The organism is Pseudomonas sp. GW101-3H06 (assembly GCF_059424605.1).
In genome coordinates this window covers 4,552,428-4,574,810 of record NZ_JBWKZO010000001.1, presented here as the reverse complement: position 1 = coordinate 4,574,810, position 22,383 = coordinate 4,552,428, and the positions used below count along the sequence as shown (strand labels likewise).

Below are 22,383 nucleotides of genomic sequence, written 5' to 3'. Positions count from 1 at the left end.
CGTGTCAATGCCGGGTAATCGATCAGTTCGCTCGACATTATCTGTAGGGGGATTCAGCGGGTGTTGAATGCACTTGCCTTGACAGGGGGCTGACCGGCCATCACGGCAGTGAAATGGCCGGTCAAGGTTACTCGTCAGTGACTTGAACGCCCCGTCATCTCCAGCGCCATGTCGCTGGCGTAGCTGTCCGTCATGCCGGCGATGAAGTCGATCATTCGCAGAAATGACGTGTGCAGCGGAGCGTAGGGATCAGGTGCATTATTGCCCAGCAGATCGAGAACCCGTCGGCTTTTGAAGGAGGGCGTGCGACCGTTGTGTTGTTCGAGCGCTGCGCCACAGAAGGCGTTGAGCAATATTTCCAATGTGGTATAGGCGCCGATTTCGTGCAGGGTCTTGCGCTTGTCCTGGAAGATTTTTTTGCGTGCCATGTCTTTTGCATTCAGGACGCAACGTTTGGCGGGGCCGTGCATGTGTTCCACCAGGTCGCCGGGCAGCGTACCGGCCAGCAAGGTGTCTTGCTGTTCGACAAAGGCGCGGGCTGCGGCATTGGTCAGGTGCTCAATGGCCTTGCCACGCAGGATGGCCAATTTGCGTCGACGAGAATCCCCGGGACCGAGTTGCCGATAGGTTTCCGGCAGATCGTCGCCTACCAGATCCAGCAGCAGGGACTCGACCTCTGCATATTCCAACAGTGCCATTTCCAGACCGTCCTCGAGGTCGATCAGCGCGTAGCAGATGTCGTCGGCGGCCTCCATCAGGTACACCAACGGGTGACGCGCCCAGCGCTGTTCTTCGAGTTGCGGCAGGCCGAGTTTCTGGGCGATCTGTTCCAGCAACGGTAGTTCGCTCTGGTAGCAGCCGAACTTATGTTTCTTGTACCCCAGCGAGTCAGCATGTTTTGCCGTCCATGGGTATTTCAGGTAGGTGCCGAGGGTCGCGTAGGTCAGCCGCGTGCCACCATCGAACTGGTGATACTCCAGCTGGGTCAATACCCGAAAGCCCTGGGCATTGCCTTCGAAGTTGAGAAAATCGTTGCGTTCGGCTTCGCTCATTGCGTCGAGCCAGCCACGACCGGCGGCTTGCTGGAACCAGTGACGAATCGCATCTTCGCCAGAGTGACCGAAGGGAGGATTGCCGATGTCATGGGCCAGACAGGCCGATTGCACCACCATGCCCAGGTCGCTGGGTTCGCACCAGTCGGGAAGGGCACCGCGAATGGTTTCACCTACGCGCATGCCCAGCGAACGTCCGACGCAACTGACTTCCAGCGAGTGAGTCAGTCGCGTGTGGATATGGTCGTTGCTGGAGACCGGATGCACCTGTGTCTTGCGCCCGAGACGACGAAACGCCCCCGAGAAAATGATGCGGTCATGGTCTTTGTGAAAAGGACTGCGGCCGAGTTCTTGCGGGCTGTGCAGAGGCTTTCCGAGGCGTTCGCGAGTAAGCAGGGTGTGCCAATCCAAGGCGGGTTCTCTCCGTCAGGTGACTTGAGGTTCTAGCTTCCCGGTTCGTGCGGGGACCTGCAAGGGCTACAAGGGGGATTCTCATTTGGTCTCCAGGTCTAGCTTGGGCTACGGGCCTTTCCGGGATTAATCAATGTGGCAGCGACCGCGAAAGTCAGGTCGGATATCAGGCCGTCTCGCTTTGGTTTTGCTCAAGGTAACCCGCCATCATCCAATCAACAGCACTACCCTAAAGCCCGACCGCATCGATATCGATCAACAGCAACCGTTCGCCATCGTCAAAAAATTGCCCGGCGGTGAGACAGTACTGATTGCTCGTGGCATCGCGATACGTGTTGGAAAGGGTCAATCGCTGTTCATCCCAGCCCTCCGCCAGCAGCTGATAGAAGTACGGCCGCCAGGACCAGTTGTGCCCCAGGTAACGAGGGTCGGTGACCCAGCCGTTGTTGCGCCATTCCAGGTTTGGTGTCAGTTGCGTACCGTGACGGTCGCATTGATAGAAGCGCAATAGCCACGGAAAGGCGTCCGGTTGCGGCAAGGCACTGAGCGGAGCGCGAGCCTGGGCCCAGGCCTGCAGGATTGTCATCAGCTCACTGAGTTGCTGGCGCATGATCATCAGACGTCCGCGTTCGGCAAGTTTCTGCTGAACATAACGCTGACGCAGTTGTGCGAAGCGATCGACAAAGGCGTCGGTGGCAAAGAAGTCTTCTTGCGCCCCGGCAAACAGAAAACCCTGCACGTAGCGTGAACCGCATTCCAGTGCAAAATTCAGCTGAGCATCGGTTTCCACGCCTTCGGCGATGATCCAGCAACCGCTCCTCTCTGCCATTTGCGCCAGGGCCTTGACCACATCGCTGCTGTGGCCGCCCAGTGCTGCCGCCTGGAATAAACGCATGTCGAGTTTGAGGATGTCCGGTTGCAGCGCCAGCACGCGATCGAGCTGGGAGTACCCGGCACCGAAGTCATCGATGGCGATCCGCGCGCCAGCAGAGCGGTAGCGAGCCACTACTTGGGCCAGCCGCTGAATATCGCCACCCAGTTCAGTGATTTCGAAAACGATTCGCTGTGGGTCAACATCATGTCTGCTCAATTGCTTGAGGCTCGGCAGGGGTTGCTCCGGGCGCAAGCGGCTGATCCATCGCGGAGAAATGTTCAGGCTGAGAAACCAGTCGCAGGGCGCCTCATGCAGTCGGCTCAAGGCGTTGTCGCGCAGCTGACGATCCAGGTGGCGCAGGGCAATGGCATTGGTTCGAGGGTCGGCGAACAGCGGTCCTACCGATGCCAATTGACCATCGGACTGACGCAGTCGACCCAGTGCTTCGACACCTGCGATACGCCCGGTGGCGGTATCGATGAACGGCTGAAAGCAGGCGAGCGGTTGCCCGTCGATCACATGGCCTCCTTGTTGATCTTGTTTTTGGATAAAGCCTGGTAACCGGGTAGGCACGCAGGGTTGAACCCCTCGATAAAGAGGTTCATCCCGTGGTGCTGCAAGAATGTAGCCAGAAATGACAGCTCAGCGCTTGCGCGAAGAACCTTGCATCACCAGTTTGATGAGCGGCCCCAAGGTGGTACCGAGTTGGACCAGCCGGGTCAGGCTGCCCACACCGCCGCTTTTCGCTCCTTTGCCGGTCAGAAAACCCAGCAGGGTCACCGCCGCCACGCCCCAGAGTGGAGCGTGCTTGATACCAAAGCCGTCATGCAGGCTTTGCGTCATGCCGCGAACACGCTGCAAGGGTTGCAGCAGTTGCGACGATTCATGGCGGATTTCCTGGCGGTGCATTTCCATGCGCAGGCGGATCAGCGCCTTGCGCATTTCCGTGCGCGAACTGTTTCGAGGTAGTTCAGGCAGGTTCATGGCAACAAGCGCTCCCGGTCATTGGCCAGCTCTTCCAGAGTGCCGTGGAAAGGCGAGGACTCATCGAAAATCGCTGCTCTGAGGCGGATGCCGCAAAAGATTGCTGCGAGGGTGTAGAACACACAAAGACCGATGATGGCCGCCAGGCGATAGGTGTCCCAGAACAAGATCAGCACCAATGTCGACAATCCCACCAGCAACAGCAGGGCGAACACCAGTGCCAGGCCTGCAAATAGTAAAAGGCTGACGGTGCGGGCTTTCTGTTCCTGTAATTCGATGCCGAACAGTTCGACATGGCTGTGCAGTAATCCAAGCACGGCGGCACCCAGTCGCCGCGATGAGGAACTTGCGCCCGTCGTGGACGCGCCGAGTTCGTCGATCGCCATGATCAGCGCCGGGTTGCCAGCAGGCCGATAAGAAAACCTATGCCGGCAGCGATGCCGACCGATTGCCATGGGTTGGCCTGGACATAGTCCTCGGTAGCAGTGACAGCAGCTTTGCTGCGTTCGCGCAGGGAGTCCTCGGTCAGCTTCAAGGTTTCCCGTGCTTTCATGAGACTGTCGTGGATCTGGTCGCGCAACTCATCGGCCTGGTCACCGGCCAGGGAAGCGGTGTGTTCCAGCAACCGTTCGGTGTCGCTGACCAGTGTCTGAAAATCGTTCATCAGGATTTCTTGAGCAGTCTTTGCCTTGATACTGGCCATTGGTGATCTCCATAGGTGGCGTCTGAAATGTTCGAGTATGAGCCTTATGCGAAGGTTCAGTACAAATGACTGGTACAACTTTTGCTGTGTCGTGGTGCGCCAGCCTGCGCCGATGCGCTGTTGCCGGGCAAGATTTACCTGAAACCCTGACTCAAACAATCAAAACCCGAGCAACAGTCCTGGTCGTGATCAGCTTTGACGAATTTTATGCGCCAAAGCGGTTCATTGGACATGGCGCTCTCGATACGAGGCGTCACAACTTGGTGCATGGATAGCTCGCGCGAACTGCTTTGGTGCCTTTTTCAGCCTTAAGGTCTGCCTACTCCATGGAAAATCTGCAAAGCGCTGTGGACAGTCTGGTCCATAGCTCCAACACGTTGTTCATTCTTATCGGCGCGGTCATGGTTCTGGCCATGCATGCTGGTTTTGCCTTTCTTGAAGTCGGTACGGTTCGGCAAAAAAACCAGGTCAATGCGCTGTCGAAAATTCTCAGCGACTTCGCCGTTTCGACCCTGGCCTACTTCTTTATAGGCTATTGGATCTCCTACGGGGTCACCTTCATGCAACCGGCGGCGGTGATCAACGCCGATCACGGATACGGGCTGGTCAAGTTTTTCTTTTTACTGACCTTTGCCGCGGCGATCCCGGCGATCATTTCCGGCGGCATCGCCGAACGTGCGCGCTTCGTTCCGCAACTGTGTGCGACGGCATTGATCGTGGCGTTCATCTATCCCTTCTTCGAAGGCATGATCTGGAATGGCAACCTGGGTTTGCAAGCCTGGTTGCTGGAACATTTTGGCGCCGGGTTCCATGATTTTGCCGGTTCCGTGGTGGTCCACGCCATGGGCGGCTGGCTGGCGTTGGCGGCAGTGTTACTGCTCGGACCGCGCAGTGGTCGCTATCGCGAAGGCCGCCTGGTGGCGTTCGCGCCATCGAGCATTCCGTTTCTGGCGTTGGGTTCGTGGATCCTGATCGTCGGCTGGTTCGGCTTTAACGTAATGAGCGCGCAAACCCTGCAAGGGGTCAGCGGGCTGGTGGCCGTGAACTCGCTGATGGCTATGGTCGGCGGTACGGTGGCGGCCCTGATTGTCGGCCGCAATGACCCTGGCTTTCTGCACAACGGCCCGCTGGCCGGGCTGGTGGCGATCTGTGCCGGCTCTGATCTGATGCACCCCGTGGGCGCGCTGGTGACGGGGGCTATTGCCGGGGCGCTGTTTGTCTGGTGCTTTACCGCCGCCCAGGTCAGATGGCGTATCGACGATGTGCTGGGTGTCTGGCCGTTGCACGGTCTGTGTGGTGTGTGGGGCGGCATAGCCTGCGGCATCTTCGGGCAGGGCGAACTGGGCGGGCTGGGTGGGGTGAGCCTGATCAGCCAGTTGATTGGAACGGCACTGGGCGTGGTTGTGGCGTTGGTCGGCGGCTTCGCGGTGTACGGCGCGATCAAGGCGTTCCACGGTCTGCGTCTGAGCCAGGAAGAAGAGTATTACGGAGCGGACTTGTCAGTGCACAAGATCGGTGCTGTCAGCCAGGACTGAGTTGTGTCTGTCGTCGATTTATCATTGGCGACCCTGGCGCACCCGGGCGCTCGACGGTTTTTCGGAGCAGGCCTAGAATAGTCACTCAATTTTTCTGGTTGAGCGCTCATGCTTCCTGAATGTCAGCTGTTCGGCACCCTGGGGTGCCATCTCTGTGAAGTCGCCGAAGCCATGCTGATGGAATTTGTCGAGCGCGGTCTGCTGGTGGAACTGGTGGACATCGCTGACGACGAAACATGGTTCAAGTCTTACAGCTTGCGTATTCCGGTGTTGCGTCGGGTGGACACCGGGGCTGAACTGGGCTGGCCTTTCGGGTCCGACGAGGTAGTGGCTTTCCTGCGTTAACGGGGTTTGATGAGGGCGGGGTTCCGCCCGTCGAACTTTGCGATTGATCCCCTTGGCTTAAAGGCGGTGATTCAGATACTGTATGCGCGTACAGTTATTCGGGTTGCTGCGCTGCCGTCCCTGATTCAGGGATTGGGAGGCGGGTCCGGGCGTGAGAGGGATGAATCGTGGTCAATGTCGAACAATTGAAGAGCAGCGTGAACCGGATGTCGGTTGACGTGATACGCGAGGCTGTCCTCGAATTGCGTCTGGATGGGTTGGTAACGGAAGGGAAAACGCCTTTCAACAAGCTGCATTTCAACACCTGCTTCGCTGAAATCGAAGCGTTGTTCCAGCGAGCTGGCTACCACCGACAACTGGACGTCGTGGGCTATCAGGGATTGTTGTATGCCCTGTATGACCCGGGTCGCTGGGAGGCGGTCGATGTGCTGCGCTGGCTGAAGGAATACACCGAAGCGGCGGCGCGCAAGCCGATACCGGCCTGAGGATTCTCCGCTAGGTTCGTTCACGGTGCTGTTGGATAATGCTGCTCTGTGTTGAGGGTTAGAGCTTTCGTATGTCCAGTTCATCTTTTTCCGCTGCACATAACCAGGCCAGTACACTCTACTTGCCGCCTGGCTCGTGGCAGACTGTTTTCGATTGCTTGTGCGAGCACTTCAGCGCCATAGGCCCGGAACAATGGCTGGACCGAATCGCCCGGGGCCGGGTCCTTGACGGGCAAGGTGTGCCGATCGACGTTGGTCTGCCTTACAAGGAAGGCCTGCGTATTCACTATTTCCGGGAAGTGCCGGACGAAAAGCCGATCCCGGTGTTCGAGTCGATCCTGTACGCGGACGAGCATCTGGTGGTGGCGGACAAGCCGCATTTTCTACCCGTGACACCGGCGGGTGAATACGTTGAGCAGACCTTGCTGAGACGACTGATCCGCCGTCTGGACAATCCACACCTGGTGCCTTTGCATCGCATTGACCGGCATACGGCGGGATTGGTGTTGTTTTCAGCCAATCCCCAGAGTCGCTCGGCTTATCAATCGCTGTTCCCCACGCGGCGGATCGAAAAGCGCTATGAAGCCATTGCCCGGGCGTTGCCTGAACTCTCGTTCCCGTTGATTCATAAAAGCCGGCTCATCGATGGCGAGCCTTTCTTCCGTATGCAGGAAGGGCCGGGCAACCCTAATACCGAAACGGCTGTCGAGGTCAGGGAAAAGAATGGTGATCTCTGGCGTTATGGGCTTTACCCGGTAACCGGCAAGAAACATCAGCTGCGGGTACACATGGCCGCGCTGGGTGCGAGCATTTGCAACGACCCGTTTTATCCTCGGGTACTCAAGGGTGTGGAAGATGACTACGCCAATCCATTGAAGTTGTTGGCCCAAGGGCTGAAATTTGTCGACCCGGTGACGGGGCAGGAGCGGGAATTCGAGAGTGCGATTACCCTGCAATGGTAATCAGCAGGCTTGGCGTTCGATTCAGTTCGTGGTTGGAATAAACCGGAATTTATGGCCAGGCTTGCAGTCCCTTGAACATGGCCCCACGAACGTGGCGTTCAAAGACCTCGGCACAGCAGTCAGATCGTCCGGCGGTTCCGAGACCTTCCAAGCAAGGAGATACCCATGAAACGTACCGTTTTCGCTGGAATGTTCATTTGCGCCGCAATGTTGGCTTCTCCGGTATTTGCTGCGGGGGAACACGACCTTTGCACGATCAAGCTTCAGGAGCTCAGAGACAAGGTGACCACCCTGCCGGCAACGTCCGAAAACACCACCATGGAAGTCAAGCGCATGCAGGCCAGCGCGGAAGCGGCCAACGCGGCAAACGACGATAAAAAATGTATCGCCGAAGCCACGCAAGCATTGACCCGCGTGGACAAGCTTGCGAAAGAGCCGAACCCTTAAGTGACAGTGTCAGAAACGCAAATGCCCCGACAAGTCGGGGCATTTTTGTATCCGGTAGTCGCCGCGAAGATTACAACTCTTTAACGGTGCGAACCTGATCCTTGTTGATACGAGTCTGTTTGCCATCCAGTTGCTCGAATTCGTAGAAGCCCGAATCCTTGTCATAGTTAGGCGTGTCGACGGCCTGGATTTCGCGACCGTCATTCAAGGTGATCACTGTAGGCGATGCGCAACCGGCGAGGGTGGCGAGGCCCAGTGCGAGCATGAAAGTGGCCAGGGTCCGTTGAGTCATGGGTGTGTCTCCGAAATTGAATTCTTTTGGTTGCTGAGCTTCAGACGTGTACGACACGTGCAAGTTCCTCGGGTGCTGTCAGTCTGACACAGTGTTATGCGTGCTTAACAGTTCCGGGGTGTTGAGGTTGGCCAGGCGCGGATCGTTGTCGGGACACTGTAGCGCAGTAGCGCCCAGCTTGCGCATGAGTCGCCCTGGGCTGCGTTCACCGTCGCTCCAGGCTTTTTCGAACTCACTGCGAAGTGCCACGGGGATCACGCACAGCAACGGCTCCCAATGGTCGTCATGGCGCAGCATCAACGGTTTGTCAGGGTGTTGGCTGGCGGCTTCGCGCATGCTGGCGAGCAGGGCCTCGTCGATGCGCGGTACATCGCAAGGCAGGACCAACAGATGCGTATGACGAGCTGCTTTAAGGCCCGCACGAATGCCCGCCAGTGGCCCTGGGAAATCGCCTTCGTCGTCGTGAACCAGTTGGTCGGCATAACGTGCGTATTTTTCCGGATTGCGGTTGCAGGAGATGATCAGGTCATCGCTCAGCGGGCGCGTCTTGCGATGCAAATGTGCAATCAGCGGCTCGTCGTGCCACTCCAGCAACCCTTTATCCTGACCGCCCATACGTTGTCCGCGTCCGCCGGCCAGGAGGAGAATGGAGCAGGGCGGCAAAACCAATTTCGAGGTCACGGCAGTTCTCCATGGGGGCGGCGAGAAAATGGGGCGCTGTGATATAACACCGGGCTGTTTCTCCTACAACTGGACGAGCCTATGAAAGCCAAGGCTGATGTACCTTTCGCACCCCTCAACATCGCGGTGCTGACAGTCAGCGACACCCGTACCCTGGAAACCGATACCTCAGGCCAGCTATTCGTCGACCGCTTGACGGCTGCCGGCCATAACCTGGCTTGCCGGGTATTGCTCAAAGATGACCTCTACAAAATTCGCGCGCAAGTCGCCAACTGGATTGCCGACGATGTCGTACAGGTGGTGTTGATCACCGGCGGCACCGGTTTCACCGGGCGCGATAGCACACCGGAAGCAGTGAGCTGCCTGCTCGACAAACAAGTCGATGGATTTGGTGAGCTGTTCCGGCAGATCTCGGTGGCGGATATTGGCACATCGACCGTGCAGTCACGCGCCCTGGCGGGGTTGGCCAATGGCACGCTGGTCTGCTGTTTGCCGGGTTCGACCAACGCCGTACGCACCGGTTGGGACGGCATTCTTGGCGAGCAGCTGGATTCGCGGCATCGCCCCTGCAATTTCGTGACTCATCTGAAACAGGCGGCTCCCTGTGAATCCCGCGGGTAAGCCGGGCAAGACCGGCAGCCTGATGCCGGTCGAGGTGGCACTGGCACGTCTGCTGGAAATGGCGGACGCCTCAAGAATTGTCGAGCGTGAGCGCCTGCCGTTGGCGCAGGTCCAGGGGCGTGTACTGGCCGATGATCTGCTGTCGACGCTGGATCTTCCGCCGTGGCCCAACAGTGCCATGGACGGTTACGCCCTGCGCATGGCCGACTGGACCGGAGAGCCCTTGGTCGTCAGCCAGAAGATCTTTGCCGGTCAGGCACCTGACGCCTTGAAGCCGGGCACCTGTGCACGAATCTTCACCGGCGCGCCTGTTCCCGCCGGTGCCGATTGTGTCGAGATGCAGGAAAACGCCGAAGTCCAGGCGGATGAACGAGTGTGTTTCACCCAAACCCTGACCCTTGGACAAAACATCCGCCCACAAGGCCAGGAAACCACGGTCGGCGAACTGGTTTTACCGGCCGGTACGCGGTTGGGGCCGATCGAGCAAGGTCTGGCGGCCTCGCTCGGTTGCGCCGGGATGGACGTGATACGCAAGGTGCGTGTTGCGGTGCTGTCGACCGGGGACGAGTTGATTGAACCAGGGCAGGCGCTTGGGCCGGGGCAGATCTATAACAGCAATCGAGTTTTGCTTTGCAGCTGGTTGCAGCGTTTGGGCTGTGATGTGATTGACGCCGGCATTCTTCCGGATGATCTGGCCACCACCCGTGCGCGACTTGGCGAATTGAAGGATGTGGATCTGATCCTCTCTACCGGTGGTGTATCGGTGGGTGAGGCTGATTTTCTGGGTATCGCCTTGCGCGAAGAGGGCGAGTTGAGTTTGTGGAAGCTCGCCATCAAACCAGGAAAGCCGCTGACATTCGGGCATTTTCGCGGTGTACCGGTCATTGGCTTGCCCGGTAATCCTGCATCGACCCTGGTGACCTTTGCCTTGTTGGCCAGGCCTTATCTTTTGCGTCGTCAGGGCGTCAAAAAAGTCGAGCCACTGAAGGTGCAAGTGCCGGCAGGGTTTGATTGGCCTACGGCCGGTAATCGACGTGAATACTTGCGCGGTCGCCTGGAAAACGGCCGGGCCATCATTTACAAAAATCAGAGTTCCGGTGTGTTACGCAGTGCCGCCTGGGCCGATGGATTGGTTGAAGTGCTGGAAAATCGTACGTTGGTTGCCGGTGATTCCGTCCAATTCATTCCACTGAGTGAAGTGCTGGGCTGACCGTTGTCTGTCTTGCCGCGCAGACCCGGTTGATCTGACCGGGTTCAGCGTGCAGGACGGTTCAGTGGGCCAGAAGCAGTGTCACGAGTTGGTCGAAGCGGCTATTGGCGATCCAGCCGAGCAGGCCGAGCACCACAATCGTGCCGCCTGCGGAATAGGCAAGCCGGTGTTTGATAGCACTGACGTCACTGCGAGCTTCTTCCATATCCCTGCGGATGCACTTGAGGTGTTTCTCCAGCTCAACGACACGGGGCTCCATATCGACTTCTCCATTGGGTTTTTCGCTGATATTGAATTCAGTCTGATGATTGGCCGGTTTTTCTGCGGGTGATCCGCCCGGAATCACTGGCCGCCTGAGGTCATGGCGTTGCATGGCTCATCCCTGTGATTGTCCTGCTGATGACTGAAAAATCTGGACACCAAAGTGGACCAATCACACTTAGCGGTCAATTGAGCCGATTCCTCACGTTTTGTAAGAAAAATCCCGTCGTATAGGAATCAAGGCTGCTCCAAAGCAAAAAAAATCAAACTATTGCGACTTTTAGGGAACATGGCGCGGTCAACATTTCCCATACGCCATTCAATTCTGGAGTGACAACACATGAGCGAACGCAAGGCGCTGTTGATTCTGCATGGCAAGCAGGCGCTCAACGAGGAGGTTCGCGCTGCCGTCGAAGGTCGACGCGGACAAGGTTGGGAGCTGGCCGTTCGGTTGACGTGGGAGGCCGGCGATGCACAGCGACTGGTGGATGAGGCGCTGGCGGCAGGCTACACACAAATCATTGCCGGTGGCGGTGACGGCACTTTGCGTGATATTGCCGAAGCCATGGCGGCGCACTCGACACAGGCCAGTCTGGTGCTGATGCCGCTGGGGACCGCCAACGATTTCGCGCGCGCCGCCGGCGTTCCTCTGGAGCCCGCCCCGGCGCTGGATTTACTGGACGTGAAGCCGAGTGCCATTGATCTGGGAGAGGTTGGCGGACAAGTGTTCCTGAACATGGCCACGGGCGGTTTTGGCAGCCAGGTCACCGCCAATACCTCCGAGGAGTTGAAAAAGGTCCTCGGCGGCGCAGCTTATCTGTTTACTGGCTTGTCACGCTTCAGCGAATTGCATGCGGCCTACGGTGAATTGCAGGGGCCGGATTTTCACTGGAGTGGCGATGTGTTGGCTCTGGGGATCGGTAATGGCCGGCAGGCGGGTGGCGGCCACGTCTTATGCCCGCAGGCACTGGCTGACGACGGTTTGCTCGATATCAGCATTTTGCCGGCCCCGCAGGAAGTAGTCGGTACCTTGAAGAATCTGCTGACCGATGGCTTCGGCATCGACAACATGTTCGTACGGGCCCGCTTGCCATGGGTCGAGATCAAGGTATCCGAAGGCCTCTATATCAACCTTGATGGCGAGCCGCTGGAGGGAGACAGCCTGCGGTTCTCGGCGCGGCCGGCGGCACTGCTTGTGCATTTGCCTGAGGGTTCGCCGTTGTTGAGTGCGACGCAATCTGTCAATCGTCCAGACTGATGATCTGCTCGCGCACGGCAAACAACACCAGGCCGGCCACATCATAGATCTGCAATCGCTTCATGATCTGCGAACGATGGGTTTCGACCGTCTTGACGCTCAGGCCCAGGCCGTTGGCGATTTCCCGGGTAGACTTTCCGCGAACAATCAGCCGCAGGATTTCCAGCTGCCGGGCCGTCAGGTTGTGCGAGTCCGCGGGGTCGGGGGTTTTCTGGTTACGGGTAAGCGCCTGAGTGATGACGGTATGGGCTATGGCCGGGCTCAGATAGCGCTCGTTGTTACGCAAGGCTTCCAGGGCATGTGCCAGTTCGGTCGCCGTGGTGTCCTTGAGCAGATAGCCATGAGCCCCGGATTCCAGTGCCTGCATGATGAGGGCCGGGTCGGTGTGCATCGACAGGATCAGTACCTTGCTCTGCGGGCGGACCCGCTTGAGTTGCTGCAAGGCTTCAAGGCCACCGGTCTGCTTCATGGAAATATCCAGCAGTACGATATCCGGGGACAGTTGCTCGACCATGGCGAGCAACTGCGAACCGTCATTGGCCTCGCCGATCACTGCGTAGCCAGGAAGATCCAGCACCAGGGCGCGCACGCCAGCCCTGATCAGCGAGTGGTCATCCACCAGAAGTAAGTTACAAGTCAATGCATAACCTTATTCGTACTGGCCCGTTCGAGCGCGCGAGGCGCCCAGGGGAAGAGAGCTTCGATTTGAGTGCCTTTGCCCGGTTCGCTGGTCACGGTCAGTGTGCCGCCCAGTTGATTGATTCGCTCGGACATCCCGGCCATGCCGCGTTGTCCCTCGCGCCCCGGGTCTGTGGCGGGGGCAAAACCCTGACCATCGTCACTGATCGATAGTGACAGGCCCTGTGGCAAACGCTGCAGGCAGACCAGCAGATTCTTTGCCTGGGCGTGCCGCAGTATGTTGGTGACCGCTTCCTGGGTGATGCGATAGGCCGCCACGGCCATTTCTTCCGGAATTCCTGTCAGGCGTTGGTGGCACTCCAGGCTCCAGTGCACGGAGGTATTGGCCAGCGTCTTGAGCAGATGGGCGCGCAGGCTGGCTTCCAGTCCGAGGCTGGTCAACTGCCTGGGATTGAGGATGGCCGATACGTCGCGGACTTTGGCGAGGGTTTCTTCCAGGGTGTCGCAGAGTACAGAGCATTGCGCCTGAAGTTCTTCCGGCATTCGACGTTTGAGCCAGTCGCTTTGAAGTTTGGCGGCGGTCAGCAACTGGCCGATGTCGTCATGCAGTTCCCGGCTGAGTCGATGGCGTTCGTTTTCCTGGACCTCGAGCAAGCGATCGGCCAGTTCCTGTGGTTGAAACTTGATCGATTTGCGCGACAAGCGATATTGCACCCAGACACAGCTCAGGGCCGCAATGTTAAACAGCAGTAGACCGAGCGGCAGGGGAATGGAAAAGCAATAGCTCAGCAGGCTGCCGAGCGTGGAACCGGCACACAGCAAAAGCGTGAACCGACGTGCGTTTTCTCGGGAAGGTGGCCACGTGGCGATTGACTTGAGGCTGGCGTACATAGCGGATGGAGCCAATGGATGTTCGCTGCGGGCAGACCGGTCATGCTGGCTGACAGGTCTCTGTTTTGTAATGTTGTACATCGACTTCGGCGGCACATAGTTTCTGTATAAGAAATCCAGCCTGAAACTTACCCGGGCTGTCGCCGCGGCAATCATCTTGCCATTAATTGACGTCAACTAATGGGCGCCATAATACCACTTAAGATACCGTTGGTCGCGTATGCGATATATGTCCAGGGAGTCAGGATGCAAGGCATTCCGGCGTGAGTTCCACAGGGGGAAGTGCGGTTGTCATTGTCGGAAAAAGGTCGAATGTCCAAGGGTTTTTGTCGTTAAGTACCAGGCAAAACCCCAGGTCATTCAGGCAGTCAATTGCCTGAAGAAATAGTTTGATTATTTGAAGTTGTCGTTAGTGGATATGCTGCATTCAATTGCGACATGAGCACCTTCAAGTTTATTGCTGAAACTGGCAATAAAATAGGGGGCGCGGCATGGGGTCCATGAATCTAGGCCTGCCGTTCCAGATAAGGAACGAGCGAGAACGGTTTGGAATTGAGCGGTGGTTGAAAATGACTCTGTCCGACCTGAAAGGCGAACGCTTCGATCAGGGTCGCCTGCTCGGTTTCATCCAGACTGAGTTGGCCTGTGTTCTGGTCGATCAGTTCAAGTTGCCAGGCGATCAGTGTCAGGCAATCTTTCAGCGCACTCAGGGCTTCGTCATGCAGTTCCATGTGATTGTGCGCGTGGTTGAGCAAGCCATGAATGTGCAGCGAAAATTCCGAAACGGCCGCCAGTGCGAGGGCATCCGCTTTGCTGGCCAGCTTGAGCAGGGTGCTGAGCATGCAGTCGATGGCGTCCTTGTCATTGCTGATCAATTGCAGATGACTCAGGCACTCTTCGGTCTTGGCCAGGAGTGATTCGGCTTCGACGAGAAACTCCGGGACCCGCTTTGCCCACTCTTTACGATTGTTCGACATGCTTATCTCCACAACGTCATGACTAATGAGGGGATGTCGTGTGTGTCGACGAGGACGAGCGTCCCGACGTAAACGTTTCGTTGTGAGATCGCGTTCCGCCCGGCTTGAATCAAGGCTGGGGAACTACTTGAGAGGGTGGATGGCCACTGACCTGCGATCGCACACAAAAGCCTGACTCCATTCATGCAATGAGAATGGCGTCACATTAATGGCTATTGGATATCGCGAATATCAGGTTGTGCCTGATTGTTGCTAGGGGAATCCCTTATGCAGCGGAACCTCTTGCGAAAACAATGGTCGCGTCGAAGAGAATGTAGCAGATGAAATCACAACGCCAGTAAAGCATGATGTTAATGTGACATCAATGTTTGAGCGAGGCATTTTGCAAGGGGTCAAGGTCTGGCAAAAACAGCCGATAACCCTCTATTAGTGAATTCATCAGTACAAGCCCAGGAGTCATTGATGGCTGGCATTCTCGATACGGTAGACCAACGTACGCAACTGGTGGGTGAGAATCGCCTGGAAATTCTCATGTTCCGGCTCGCCGGGCGGCAATTGTTCGCAATCAATGTGTTCAAAGTGCAGGAAGTCCTGCAACTGCCAAAACTGACCCTGATGCCGCAGCGCCATCCGTTCGTTTGCGGCGTGGTCAACCTGCGTGGCCAGACCCTGCCGGTGATCGACCTGTCCCAGGCGATCGGCATGCGTCCGTTGGTGCCGGGTCCGAACAGTACGATCATCGTCACCGAGTACAACCGTTCCGTGCAGGCGTTCCTGGTCGGTGGTGTGGACCGGATCGTCAACATGAACTGGGAAGCGATTCTGCCACCGCCGACCAGTGCCGGTCGCCAGCACTACCTGACTGCCATCAGCAAGGTCGACGATCAGTTGGTGGAAATCATCGACGTGGAAAAAGTCCTGGCTGAAATCGTTCCTTACAATGCCAAGGTGTCCCGCGACAAACTCAACGACCCGGTCCTTGAGCGTGCTCGCGGTCGTGAAGTGCTGTTGGTGGATGACTCCAATGTGGCTTTGGCGCAGTTGCGCGACACCCTGGGTCAGTTGGGGGTGAAAATGCACATTGCCAGTGATGGTCTGAAGGCACTGAACATGCTCAAAGCTTGGGCCGACACCGGCGTTCACATGACCGACAAGCTGTTGATGGTATTCACCGACGCGGAAATGCCGGAGATGGATGGCTATCGCCTGACCACGGAAATCCGCAACGACCCGCGTCTGCGTAGCTTGTATGTGGTGCTGCACACGTCCTTGTCCGGCAGTTTCAACGACTCGATGGTCAAGAAGGTGGGCTGCGACAACTTCCTCTCCAAGTTCCAGCCGGACAAATTGGTCGACGTGGTGCGCCAGCGGTTGATGCTGGACGAAGTGCCTGCCTGATCACGACACGGCTTTTGTGGGAGCGGGCCTGCTCGCGAAGGCTTTGTGTCAGGCGACATCGTTTTTGATGGAGTACATCTCCATTCCTGCGGTAACGGCCACTGGCGGTTTCGCCCTTACGGCGACTCACTTTTTTTCAAACGCCAAAAAAAGTAAGCAAAAAAGGCTCGCCCTGAGCGTCCGGCCCCTCGCTGAGGCTCGGCGTTCCTTCGCTCCGGTATCCATCCGGGGGCATCGCCCTCCGGTTGGCTTCGCTGGCACCTGCATGCGATGGGTTCGACTGCGTCGAACGGCGCTGCGCGCCAGTCCCCGGATTAACACCTCCACTCAGCCTGCCGAAGGGGCGGGTGGATCAAAAGCCAAAGCCAAAGCCAACACCAACGCCAGTCTGAGGGTTAGTGTTGTCTGCACTTTGATTCGGCAATCAAGCTCGTATAGGGTGGCATTTTTTATCCACCAGGGAGCTGGCCATGCTGCGTCTGAGCGCGCTTTATCGTTTTCCGTTGAAATCCGGCAAGGGTGAGGCCTTGCAGCAGGTCAGCCTCGACAAGCTGGGGCTGGACGGGGATCGACGCTGGATGCTGGTGGACGAGGCCAGCGGACGCTTCCTGACCCAGCGGGCGGTGGCGCAGATGAGCCAATTGTCGGCGTTGTGGAATGCCGAGGGTGGCTTGAGCCTGGATGCCCCCGGCCATTCACCGATTGATATCGCGTTGCCTGGCAGCGATGCCGAACTGCGTGGCGTGACCATCTGGCGCGACACCTTGCGCGTGCCGGATGCCGGCGATGCAGCGGGTGCCTGGGTCAGTGAATTCATCGGCAGGCCGACGCGCCTGGTGCAAGTGCCACTGGATCGGGCGCGGACAACCCAGGCTGGCTACGGCAAGGACGATGACCAGGTGGCGTTCGCCGATGGCTTTCCCTTGTTGCTGATAGGCCAGGCCTCGCTGGAGGATCTGTCGCAACGGGTCGGCCGACCACTGGAAATGCTGCGCTTTCGACCGAACCTGGTGATCGAAGGCAGCGATGCTTATGCTGAGGATGGCTGGAAACGCATTCGCATCGGCGATGTCGAATTTCGGGTGGTCAAGTCGTGTTCGCGTTGCATCCTGACCACCATCGACCCGCAAACCGGCGAACGCAGCGAAGATCGCGAACCTTTGGCCACCTTGCAGAAGTACCGTGCCGAGGCCGATGGCGCGATGTTCGGCCAGAATCTGGTCAATGACAGCAATGGCCGGCTTGAAGTCGGCATGCCGGTGACGATCCTGGAATAAAGAGCCTGAATAATAAATGCCCGTGTCCAAGGACGCGGGCATTTATTTGTCGCCGTGAAAACCCAGGGTTTTAGCCGCGGTATTCGCACAGGTAAGCGGTGTCTACGGCCACTTTCAGCTGGAACTTGCTGTTGGCAGGTACATTGAACTGGCTGCCGGCGCCGAAGGTTTCCCAGTCGCTGCTGTCCGGCAGCTTGACGGTCAGGGCGCCGGACACCACGTGCATGATTTCACGCTGGCTGGTGCCGAATTCATATTCGCCCGGAGCCATGACGCCGATGGTCGCCGGACCTTCAGCGGTGCCAAAGGCGATCGACTTGACGGTGCCGTCGAAGTACTCGTTGACTTTAAACATGGGCGATTCCTCGAAAAGGGCTAAAAATGGCCGGCCAGTATGCACAAGGGGGCCGGTGTCGTCACCTCTCCAGAGGGGGGAGTATCTGCGGTAACAGGCGCGCGGTATTGCGCGCATCCTCCAGTGCCCGGTGTTGTTGCCCGGCAAATTGCAGGCCGGCCAGTTGCAGCGCGCCATTAAGTCCCAGCGGGCGCTCCAGGCGACGGGCCTTGGCAAAACGTTGCTTGAGGTTGATGTGCGGTGTACGGCTCAGGAGGCTGTCGAGTTGCAGACGCTGCCATTCCTGAATCAGCTGCTGGCGATCGTAATCGCCCCAACTGACCCAACTTTCCAGTGACGCTTGATGTTGTCCGAGCCATTGTTCGAATGAGGGCCAGATCTCGCCCAGCGTTTGTGCCGTATCAACGTCCGCCTGAGTGATGTGCGTCAGTTCGCGGCAAAACGGCGTCAGCAGCGGCCGCCGCAATGGCCGCACAAAGCACTGGAAGTGATCCACTTCGCGCCCTTTGCGGTCCACCAGGGTGGCGCCGATTTCGATGATTTCCATCTCCGTTACTGGCCAACCACCCTCGTCGGTGGTGGCCTCCAGATCAATGACCAGCCATTGAGGCATCGCAGGGTTCCTGGTATCCGCGTCCTGATAGGCTTTGAGCGTAGCCAAACCCGGCGGTTCCGCCTAGCGGCTTATTCGACCTCCAATAAAATCTGACGATTCTTGACCTGATCACCGACCCGGACCTGCAAACGCTTGAGTACGCCGTCGATGCCCGATTTGAGCGGATGCTCCATTTTCATGGCTTCGAGTACCACCAGCAGTTGGCCCTTGCTCACCGGACTGCCCTCGCTGACCAGCACATCGACGATTGCGCCGTCCATAGGTGCCTTGAGGGTGCCGGTGCTGGCACTGACCTGGCTGCCAACCAAAGCCTGGGTCCGATCCGTCAAGCACAGGCTGCCCGGACGGGTAAACAGGCAGATTTGCCCGGCCTGCAGCTGGTAGGCATGGCGTTGACGGATGCCGTCGATCTCCAGGGTAGCCCGGCGTGCATCGCACTCAATGATCTTCAGTTCAAGACTGCGGCTGGCGACTTGAATGCTGTACGCCTGGCCCGGCACGGCGTTCAACGCCACCGACCACTCCTGGTCTTCCAGACCCAGGCGATAGTGCAGCGGCACACTGGCGTTGTTGCGCCAACCCGCCAGCGGCCCGCGGTGCGCACCGGCAGAGGCCTGGTAGAGCAGGGCGCAGGCAATCGCCAACTCTTCTGCGGCGGGTACATGAGGGTGCAGGCACGGATGGTCGGCGAAATGCTGCGTAATGAATCCGGTACTGAATTGGCCGCTGATGAATTGCGGGTGCTGCAACAGGCTGGCGAGCAAGCGCTGGTTGCTCTGCATGCCCAGCAGCACGCTGTCCTGTACTGCCCGCAGCAGCTTGCGTCGGGCTTCTTCGCGGGTGGCGCCATGGGCGATGATCTTGCCCAGCATCGGATCGTAAAAGGGGCTGATGTGTCCACCTTCGATCAGGCCATCATCGATCCGCACGCCATCGCGCAGCGCCGGTTCCCAGGCCGTGATGTGCCCGGTTTGCGGGACAAACCCCTGGGCCGGGTCCTCGGCATAAAGCCTCACCTCCATGGCATGACCGTTGAGTTGTACCTGCTCCTGACGCAGCGGCAACGGTTGGCCTTCGGCGACGTTCAGTTGCCAGGCCACCAAGTCCAGGCCGGTGATCAGTTCGGTAACCGGGTGTTCCACTTGCAGACGGGTGTTCATCTCCAGGAAATAAAACTGTCCGCGCGCATCCAGCAGGAATTCCACGGTGCCCGCGCCGACGTAGTTCACCGCACGACCGGCCTTGAGCGCCGCTTCGCCCATGGCCTGACGCAAGGGGGCGGTCATGACCGGGCAGGGCGCTTCTTCGATGACTTTCTGATGGCGGCGCTGGATCGAACAATCGCGCTCGCCGAGGTAGATCAGGTTGCCGTGCTGGTCGCCGAACAGCTGGACTTCGACGTGCCGTGGCTCGATCAACGCCTGTTCGAGGATCAGTTCATCACTGCCAAATCCATGCAGGGCTTCGGAGCGGGCGGTGCGAACCTGCTCCAGAAAATCACCGGCATCGTGCACCAGGCGCATGCCGCGCCCGCCACCCCCGGCACTGGCCTTGATCATCAGTGGATAGCCGATGCGTTCGGCTTCGCGGCTTAAGGTGGCGTCATCCTGTTCGGCGCCCTGATAACCCTGGATGCAGGGTACGCCGGCGTTGATCATGGCGATTTTCGACAGGCGTTTGCTGCCCATCAGTTCGATGGCTTCGGGGCTGGGGCCGATGAAGGTGATGCCGGCGTGTTGGCAGGCGCGGGCGAACCCCGCGTTTTCCGAAAGAAAACCGTAACCCGGATGGATCGCGTCCGCTCCGGTTCGGCGAGCCGCGTCGAGGATCGCCGGAATGTTCAGGTAAGACTGTTGCACCGGGGCGGGGCCGATGTGCACGGCCTCGTCGGCCATTTGCACATGCAGCGCGTCGGCATCGGCATCGCTGAACACGGCGACGGTTCGATAGCCCAGAACCTGGGCGGTGCGCTGGATGCGACAGGCGATTTCACCGCGGTTGGCGATCAGGATTTTTGTGAATCCGGGCATTGGGTTGTTCCCTAGGTTTTGCGGTGATTGTGAAGGCCTCTTCGCGAGCAAGCCCGCTCCCACATTGGAATGCATTTCAAAATGTGGGAGCGGGCTTGCCCGCGAAGCTTTTTATGAGGCCCACCCCGGTTTTCTTTTTTGCACAAAGGCGATGGTCCCCTCGACGCCTTCCGCACCGGTCACGGCCTCGCTGAACCACTGGGCCGCTTCATCCAGCAGCTCGCTTGACGGCTGCACCGCACTCGCCAGCAACAACTTTTTGGTCGCCGCATTCGCTTGCGGAGCACAACACAGCACGTGGGCCAGCACTTCATCAAGGCGTTCGGCCAGGGCTTGCGGGTCGTGCTCTACAAAATGCACCAACCCCATGCGCCGCGCCTGCGTGCCATCGAAGCGTGCCGCCGTCAGGGCCAAGCGCCGGGTCTGGGTCAGGCCGATGCGCTGGACCACGAACGGAGCAATCTGCGCCGGCAACAGGCCGAGGCTGGTTTCCGGCAGACCGAATTGCGCCTGATGATCGGCCATGGCGATATCGCTGACGCAGGCCAACCCGAAGCCACCACCCAATACCGCGCCTTGCAGCACGGTGATGACGACTTGCGGCGCGTGCTGGGTTTCTTCCAGCAGGGCACCGAAGGCACGGTTCAATTCGCGGTATGCGGTCGCGCCCTGGGTGCGGGCGTTGGCCATGTCCTTGATGTCGCCGCCCGAACAGAAGTGCCCGCCGGCACCGCCGATCACCAGGGCGCGAACAGCACGGTCATCACGCACCGCCGCCAGCACCGCGCGCAGTTCGTTGACCATCTGCAAGCTCATGGCATTGCGGCTTTGCGGGCGATTGAGGGTGATGTGCAGCACGCCGTTATGGGGCTCCAGCAACAACGTCTGGCAAACGGGCAGGCTGCTCATTTCTTTTTCCCCGGCAGGATGCCCATGAGTTTGCAGATGATCCCCAGCATGATTTCGTCGGCGCCGCCGCCGATCGACACCAGCCGCACATCGCGGTAAGCCCGGGCCACCGGGTTGTCCCACATGAAGCCCATGCCTCCCCAATATTGCAGACAGCTGTCGCTGACTTCGCGACCCAGCCGCCCGGCCTTGAGTTTGGCCATGGACGCCAGGCGGGTGACGTCCTGGCCTTTGACGTATTGCTCGGTAGCTTGATAGACCAGTGCGCGCAGGCATTCGATTTCGGTCTGCAATTCGGCCAGACGGAAGTGAATGACCTGGTTATCGATCAGCGCGCTGCCGAACGTCTTGCGCTCCTTGCAGTATTCGATGGTGCTGTCGACGCAGTACTCCAGGCCCTTGATCATGTTTGCTGCGCCGAACAGACGTTCCTCCTGGAACTGCAGCATCTGCATCATGAACCCCGCGCCTTCATGACCGATGCGGTTGCGCTGCGGCACGCGCACGTTGTCGAAAAACACCTGGGCGGTTTCCGAACTGCGCATGCCGAGTTTGTCCAGGTGCGAGCTGAGACTGATGCCGGGAGTGTGCATCGGCACCATGATCAGCGACTTGTTGATGTGCGGCTTGTCGTCCGAGGTGTTGGCCAGCAGACAAATGAAATCGGCGCTGGGCGAGTTGGTGATCCACATCTTGCTGCCGTTGATCACATAGTCATCGCCATCCTTGCGCGCGGTGGTTTTCAACCCCGCCACGTCGGACCCGGCACCGACTTCGGAGACACCGATGCAGCCGACCTGTTCGCCGCTGATCGCCGGGCGCAGGAATTCGTCGCGCAGCTCATCGGAACCGAAGCGCGCCAGGGCCGGGGTGCACATGTCGGTCTGCACGCCGATGGACATCGGAATGCCGCCGCAATGAATGGTGCCGAACTCTTCGGCGGCGACGATCGAGTAGCTGTAGTCCAGCCCCATGCCGCCGAATTTTTCCGGTTTGGAAATCCCCAGCAGGCCAAGGTCGCCGGCCTTGCGGAAGATCTCGTGAATCGGAAAACGTCCGGCCTTTTCCCATTCCTCGACATGAGGATTGATCTCGTGATCGACGAATTGGCGGACGGTGCGGCGCAGTGCTTCGTGTTCCTGGGTGAAGATCATTTTTATTGTTCTCCTT

The 22,383-nt window shown here is 58.6% G+C and carries 26 protein-coding genes; 10 read left to right on the top strand and 16 right to left on the bottom strand.

Features of this window, described 5'->3' with window-relative positions; translation table 11 throughout:
- Positions 1–134: 134 nt before the first annotated feature.
- The 5 genes from AC07ZE_RS20790 to AC07ZE_RS20770 all read right to left on the bottom strand — a co-directional run bounded on the left by AC07ZE_RS20790 (position 135) and on the right by AC07ZE_RS20770 (position 4,024).
- A complete protein-coding gene (locus tag AC07ZE_RS20790) occupies positions 135–1,463 on the bottom strand; it encodes a deoxyguanosinetriphosphate triphosphohydrolase (protein WP_207266467.1) in 1,329 nt (442 codons plus the stop codon).
- Between the two features lie 229 nt (positions 1,464–1,692).
- Positions 1,693–2,856, bottom strand: coding sequence for an EAL domain-containing protein (locus AC07ZE_RS20785; RefSeq protein ID WP_207266466.1), 1,164 nt, complete (start codon positions 2,854–2,856; stop codon positions 1,693–1,695).
- Between the two features lie 123 nt (positions 2,857–2,979).
- Complete coding sequence (locus AC07ZE_RS20780) at positions 2,980–3,321, bottom strand: hypothetical protein (RefSeq protein ID WP_207266465.1); 342 nt, start codon at positions 3,319–3,321, stop codon at positions 2,980–2,982.
- Positions 3,318–3,707 carry a phage holin family protein gene (locus AC07ZE_RS20775; RefSeq protein WP_095196754.1) on the bottom strand — a complete coding sequence of 130 codons (390 nt, stop codon included), beginning with the start codon at positions 3,705–3,707 and terminating at the stop codon, positions 3,318–3,320. Before AC07ZE_RS20775 ends, AC07ZE_RS20780 begins: the two co-directional genes overlap by 4 nt.
- A 2-nt stretch (positions 3,708–3,709) precedes the next feature.
- A complete protein-coding gene (locus AC07ZE_RS20770) occupies positions 3,710–4,024 on the bottom strand; it encodes an ElaB/YgaM/YqjD family protein (protein WP_207266464.1) in 315 nt (104 codons plus the stop codon).
- Positions 4,025–4,350: 326 nt separating this feature from the next.
- Between AC07ZE_RS20770 and AC07ZE_RS20765 the strand changes: the two genes are divergently transcribed.
- The 5 genes from AC07ZE_RS20765 to AC07ZE_RS20745 all read left to right on the top strand — a co-directional run bounded on the left by AC07ZE_RS20765 (position 4,351) and on the right by AC07ZE_RS20745 (position 7,798).
- Entirely contained in the window at positions 4,351–5,559 is a 1,209-nt protein-coding gene (locus AC07ZE_RS20765) for an ammonium transporter (protein ID WP_207266463.1), read from the top strand.
- A 108-nt stretch (positions 5,560–5,667) separates the two neighbouring features.
- Positions 5,668–5,904 (top strand): glutaredoxin family protein, encoded by a 237-nt coding sequence (locus tag AC07ZE_RS20760; RefSeq protein WP_095196751.1) that lies wholly within the window; start codon positions 5,668–5,670, stop codon positions 5,902–5,904.
- A gap of 167 nt (positions 5,905–6,071) precedes the next feature.
- Positions 6,072–6,389 (top strand): transcriptional regulator, encoded by a 318-nt coding sequence (locus AC07ZE_RS20755; protein ID WP_207266462.1) that lies wholly within the window; start codon positions 6,072–6,074, stop codon positions 6,387–6,389.
- 71 nt (positions 6,390–6,460) lie between these two features.
- On the top strand, positions 6,461–7,351 hold the full coding sequence (locus AC07ZE_RS20750; RefSeq protein WP_207266461.1) for a pseudouridine synthase: 891 nt from the start codon (positions 6,461–6,463) through the stop codon (positions 7,349–7,351).
- A 165-nt stretch (positions 7,352–7,516) separates the two neighbouring features.
- Positions 7,517–7,798, top strand: a complete 282-nt coding sequence (locus tag AC07ZE_RS20745) for a PA2433 domain-containing protein (protein ID WP_207266460.1) — start codon at positions 7,517–7,519, stop codon at positions 7,796–7,798.
- 70 nt (positions 7,799–7,868) lie between these two features.
- On the opposite strand, the gene AC07ZE_RS20740 is transcribed toward AC07ZE_RS20745, so the two are convergent.
- Both AC07ZE_RS20740 and mobA read right to left on the bottom strand, forming a co-directional pair.
- Positions 7,869–8,090 carry a YgdI/YgdR family lipoprotein gene (locus tag AC07ZE_RS20740; RefSeq protein ID WP_008055112.1) on the bottom strand — a complete coding sequence of 74 codons (222 nt, stop codon included), beginning with the start codon at positions 8,088–8,090 and terminating at the stop codon, positions 7,869–7,871.
- A 78-nt stretch (positions 8,091–8,168) separates the two neighbouring features.
- Positions 8,169–8,771 carry a molybdenum cofactor guanylyltransferase MobA gene (gene mobA / locus AC07ZE_RS20735; protein WP_207266459.1) on the bottom strand — a complete coding sequence of 201 codons (603 nt, stop codon included), beginning with the start codon at positions 8,769–8,771 and terminating at the stop codon, positions 8,169–8,171.
- Positions 8,772–8,852: 81 nt separating this feature from the next.
- Here mobA and moaB point away from each other — a divergent pair, with 81 nt between their 5' ends.
- Positions 8,853–9,392, top strand: coding sequence for a molybdenum cofactor biosynthesis protein B (moaB, locus tag AC07ZE_RS20730; RefSeq protein WP_207266458.1), 540 nt, complete (start codon positions 8,853–8,855; stop codon positions 9,390–9,392).
- A gap of 22 nt (positions 9,393–9,414) precedes the next feature.
- Positions 9,415–10,602, top strand: coding sequence for a molybdopterin molybdotransferase MoeA (locus tag AC07ZE_RS20725; protein WP_219739598.1), 1,188 nt, complete (start codon positions 9,415–9,417; stop codon positions 10,600–10,602).
- Between the two features lie 61 nt (positions 10,603–10,663).
- Here AC07ZE_RS20725 and AC07ZE_RS20720 read toward each other — a convergent pair whose 3' ends face one another.
- Positions 10,664–10,975: a hypothetical protein gene (locus AC07ZE_RS20720; protein WP_207266456.1), complete on the bottom strand. Its 312-nt coding sequence runs from the start codon at positions 10,973–10,975 to the stop codon at positions 10,664–10,666.
- Between the two features lie 228 nt (positions 10,976–11,203).
- Between AC07ZE_RS20720 and yegS the strand changes: the two genes are divergently transcribed.
- Positions 11,204–12,121 (top strand): lipid kinase YegS, encoded by a 918-nt coding sequence (gene yegS / locus AC07ZE_RS20715; protein ID WP_207266455.1) that lies wholly within the window; start codon positions 11,204–11,206, stop codon positions 12,119–12,121.
- Here yegS and AC07ZE_RS20710 read toward each other — a convergent pair.
- The 3 genes from AC07ZE_RS20710 to AC07ZE_RS20700 all read right to left on the bottom strand — a co-directional run bounded on the left by AC07ZE_RS20710 (position 12,105) and on the right by AC07ZE_RS20700 (position 14,628).
- A complete protein-coding gene (locus tag AC07ZE_RS20710) occupies positions 12,105–12,761 on the bottom strand; it encodes a response regulator (RefSeq protein WP_207266454.1) in 657 nt (218 codons plus the stop codon). The two genes, yegS and AC07ZE_RS20710, sit on opposite strands and share 17 nt — an antisense overlap.
- A complete protein-coding gene (locus tag AC07ZE_RS20705) occupies positions 12,758–13,651 on the bottom strand; it encodes a sensor histidine kinase (protein WP_207267862.1) in 894 nt (297 codons plus the stop codon). The genes AC07ZE_RS20710 and AC07ZE_RS20705 overlap by 4 nt, the downstream gene beginning before the upstream one ends.
- A gap of 506 nt (positions 13,652–14,157) precedes the next feature.
- Positions 14,158–14,628: a hypothetical protein gene (locus tag AC07ZE_RS20700; protein WP_207266453.1), complete on the bottom strand. Its 471-nt coding sequence runs from the start codon at positions 14,626–14,628 to the stop codon at positions 14,158–14,160.
- Between the two features lie 462 nt (positions 14,629–15,090).
- Here AC07ZE_RS20700 and AC07ZE_RS20695 point away from each other — a divergent pair, with 462 nt between their 5' ends.
- Entirely contained in the window at positions 15,091–16,026 is a 936-nt protein-coding gene (locus AC07ZE_RS20695) for a chemotaxis protein CheV (RefSeq protein WP_207266452.1), read from the top strand.
- Positions 16,027–16,496: 470 nt separating this feature from the next.
- Entirely contained in the window at positions 16,497–17,303 is an 807-nt protein-coding gene (locus tag AC07ZE_RS20690) for an MOSC domain-containing protein (RefSeq protein WP_207266451.1), read from the top strand.
- Between the two features lie 70 nt (positions 17,304–17,373).
- Here the strand turns inward: AC07ZE_RS20690 and ppnP are convergent, their stop codons facing one another.
- The 5 genes from ppnP to atuD all read right to left on the bottom strand — a co-directional run bounded on the left by ppnP (position 17,374) and on the right by atuD (position 22,367).
- On the bottom strand, positions 17,374–17,658 hold the full coding sequence (ppnP, locus tag AC07ZE_RS20685) for a pyrimidine/purine nucleoside phosphorylase (RefSeq protein ID WP_207266450.1): 285 nt from the start codon (positions 17,656–17,658) through the stop codon (positions 17,374–17,376).
- Positions 17,659–17,719: 61 nt separating this feature from the next.
- A complete protein-coding gene (locus AC07ZE_RS20680) occupies positions 17,720–18,271 on the bottom strand; it encodes a 3'-5' exonuclease (RefSeq protein ID WP_207266449.1) in 552 nt (183 codons plus the stop codon).
- Positions 18,272–18,342: 71 nt separating this feature from the next.
- Entirely contained in the window at positions 18,343–20,304 is a 1,962-nt protein-coding gene (locus tag AC07ZE_RS20675) for an acetyl/propionyl/methylcrotonyl-CoA carboxylase subunit alpha (protein WP_207266448.1), read from the bottom strand.
- 111 nt (positions 20,305–20,415) lie between these two features.
- Entirely contained in the window at positions 20,416–21,213 is a 798-nt protein-coding gene (locus tag AC07ZE_RS20670; RefSeq protein ID WP_207266447.1) for an enoyl-CoA hydratase/isomerase family protein, read from the bottom strand.
- Complete coding sequence (gene atuD, locus AC07ZE_RS20665; RefSeq protein ID WP_207266446.1) at positions 21,210–22,367, bottom strand: acyl-CoA dehydrogenase family protein; 1,158 nt, start codon at positions 22,365–22,367, stop codon at positions 21,210–21,212. The genes AC07ZE_RS20670 and atuD overlap by 4 nt, the downstream gene beginning before the upstream one ends.
- Between the last annotated feature and the right edge of the window lie 16 nt (positions 22,368–22,383).

Coding starts and splice junctions, on each gene's coding strand:
- AC07ZE_RS20720 (WP_207266456.1), bottom strand. CDS start 10,975: ATGCAACGCCATGACCTCAGGCGGCCAGTGATTCCGGGCGGATCACCC.
- AC07ZE_RS20780 (WP_207266465.1), bottom strand. CDS start 3,321: ATGAACCTGCCTGAACTACCTCGAAACAGTTCGCGCACGGAAATGCGC.
- AC07ZE_RS20700 (WP_207266453.1), bottom strand. CDS start 14,628: ATGTCGAACAATCGTAAAGAGTGGGCAAAGCGGGTCCCGGAGTTTCTC.
- AC07ZE_RS20675 (WP_207266448.1), bottom strand. CDS start 20,304: ATGCCCGGATTCACAAAAATCCTGATCGCCAACCGCGGTGAAATCGCC.
- AC07ZE_RS20670 (WP_207266447.1), bottom strand. CDS start 21,213: ATGAGCAGCCTGCCCGTTTGCCAGACGTTGTTGCTGGAGCCCCATAAC.
- AC07ZE_RS20775 (WP_095196754.1), bottom strand. CDS start 3,707: ATGGCGATCGACGAACTCGGCGCGTCCACGACGGGCGCAAGTTCCTCA.
- ppnP (WP_207266450.1), bottom strand. CDS start 17,658: ATGTTTAAAGTCAACGAGTACTTCGACGGCACCGTCAAGTCGATCGCC.
- AC07ZE_RS20725 (WP_219739598.1), top strand. CDS start 9,415: ATGCCGGTCGAGGTGGCACTGGCACGTCTGCTGGAAATGGCGGACGCC.
- AC07ZE_RS20765 (WP_207266463.1), top strand. CDS start 4,351: ATGGAAAATCTGCAAAGCGCTGTGGACAGTCTGGTCCATAGCTCCAAC.
- AC07ZE_RS20770 (WP_207266464.1), bottom strand. CDS start 4,024: ATGGCCAGTATCAAGGCAAAGACTGCTCAAGAAATCCTGATGAACGAT.
- AC07ZE_RS20690 (WP_207266451.1), top strand. CDS start 16,497: ATGCTGCGTCTGAGCGCGCTTTATCGTTTTCCGTTGAAATCCGGCAAG.
- yegS (WP_207266455.1), top strand. CDS start 11,204: ATGAGCGAACGCAAGGCGCTGTTGATTCTGCATGGCAAGCAGGCGCTC.
- AC07ZE_RS20745 (WP_207266460.1), top strand. CDS start 7,517: ATGAAACGTACCGTTTTCGCTGGAATGTTCATTTGCGCCGCAATGTTG.
- AC07ZE_RS20740 (WP_008055112.1), bottom strand. CDS start 8,090: ATGACTCAACGGACCCTGGCCACTTTCATGCTCGCACTGGGCCTCGCC.
- AC07ZE_RS20750 (WP_207266461.1), top strand. CDS start 6,461: ATGTCCAGTTCATCTTTTTCCGCTGCACATAACCAGGCCAGTACACTC.
- AC07ZE_RS20680 (WP_207266449.1), bottom strand. CDS start 18,271: ATGCCTCAATGGCTGGTCATTGATCTGGAGGCCACCACCGACGAGGGT.
- AC07ZE_RS20705 (WP_207267862.1), bottom strand. CDS start 13,651: ATGTACGCCAGCCTCAAGTCAATCGCCACGTGGCCACCTTCCCGAGAA.
- AC07ZE_RS20695 (WP_207266452.1), top strand. CDS start 15,091: ATGGCTGGCATTCTCGATACGGTAGACCAACGTACGCAACTGGTGGGT.
- atuD (WP_207266446.1), bottom strand. CDS start 22,367: ATGATCTTCACCCAGGAACACGAAGCACTGCGCCGCACCGTCCGCCAA.
- AC07ZE_RS20760 (WP_095196751.1), top strand. CDS start 5,668: ATGCTTCCTGAATGTCAGCTGTTCGGCACCCTGGGGTGCCATCTCTGT.
- moaB (WP_207266458.1), top strand. CDS start 8,853: ATGAAAGCCAAGGCTGATGTACCTTTCGCACCCCTCAACATCGCGGTG.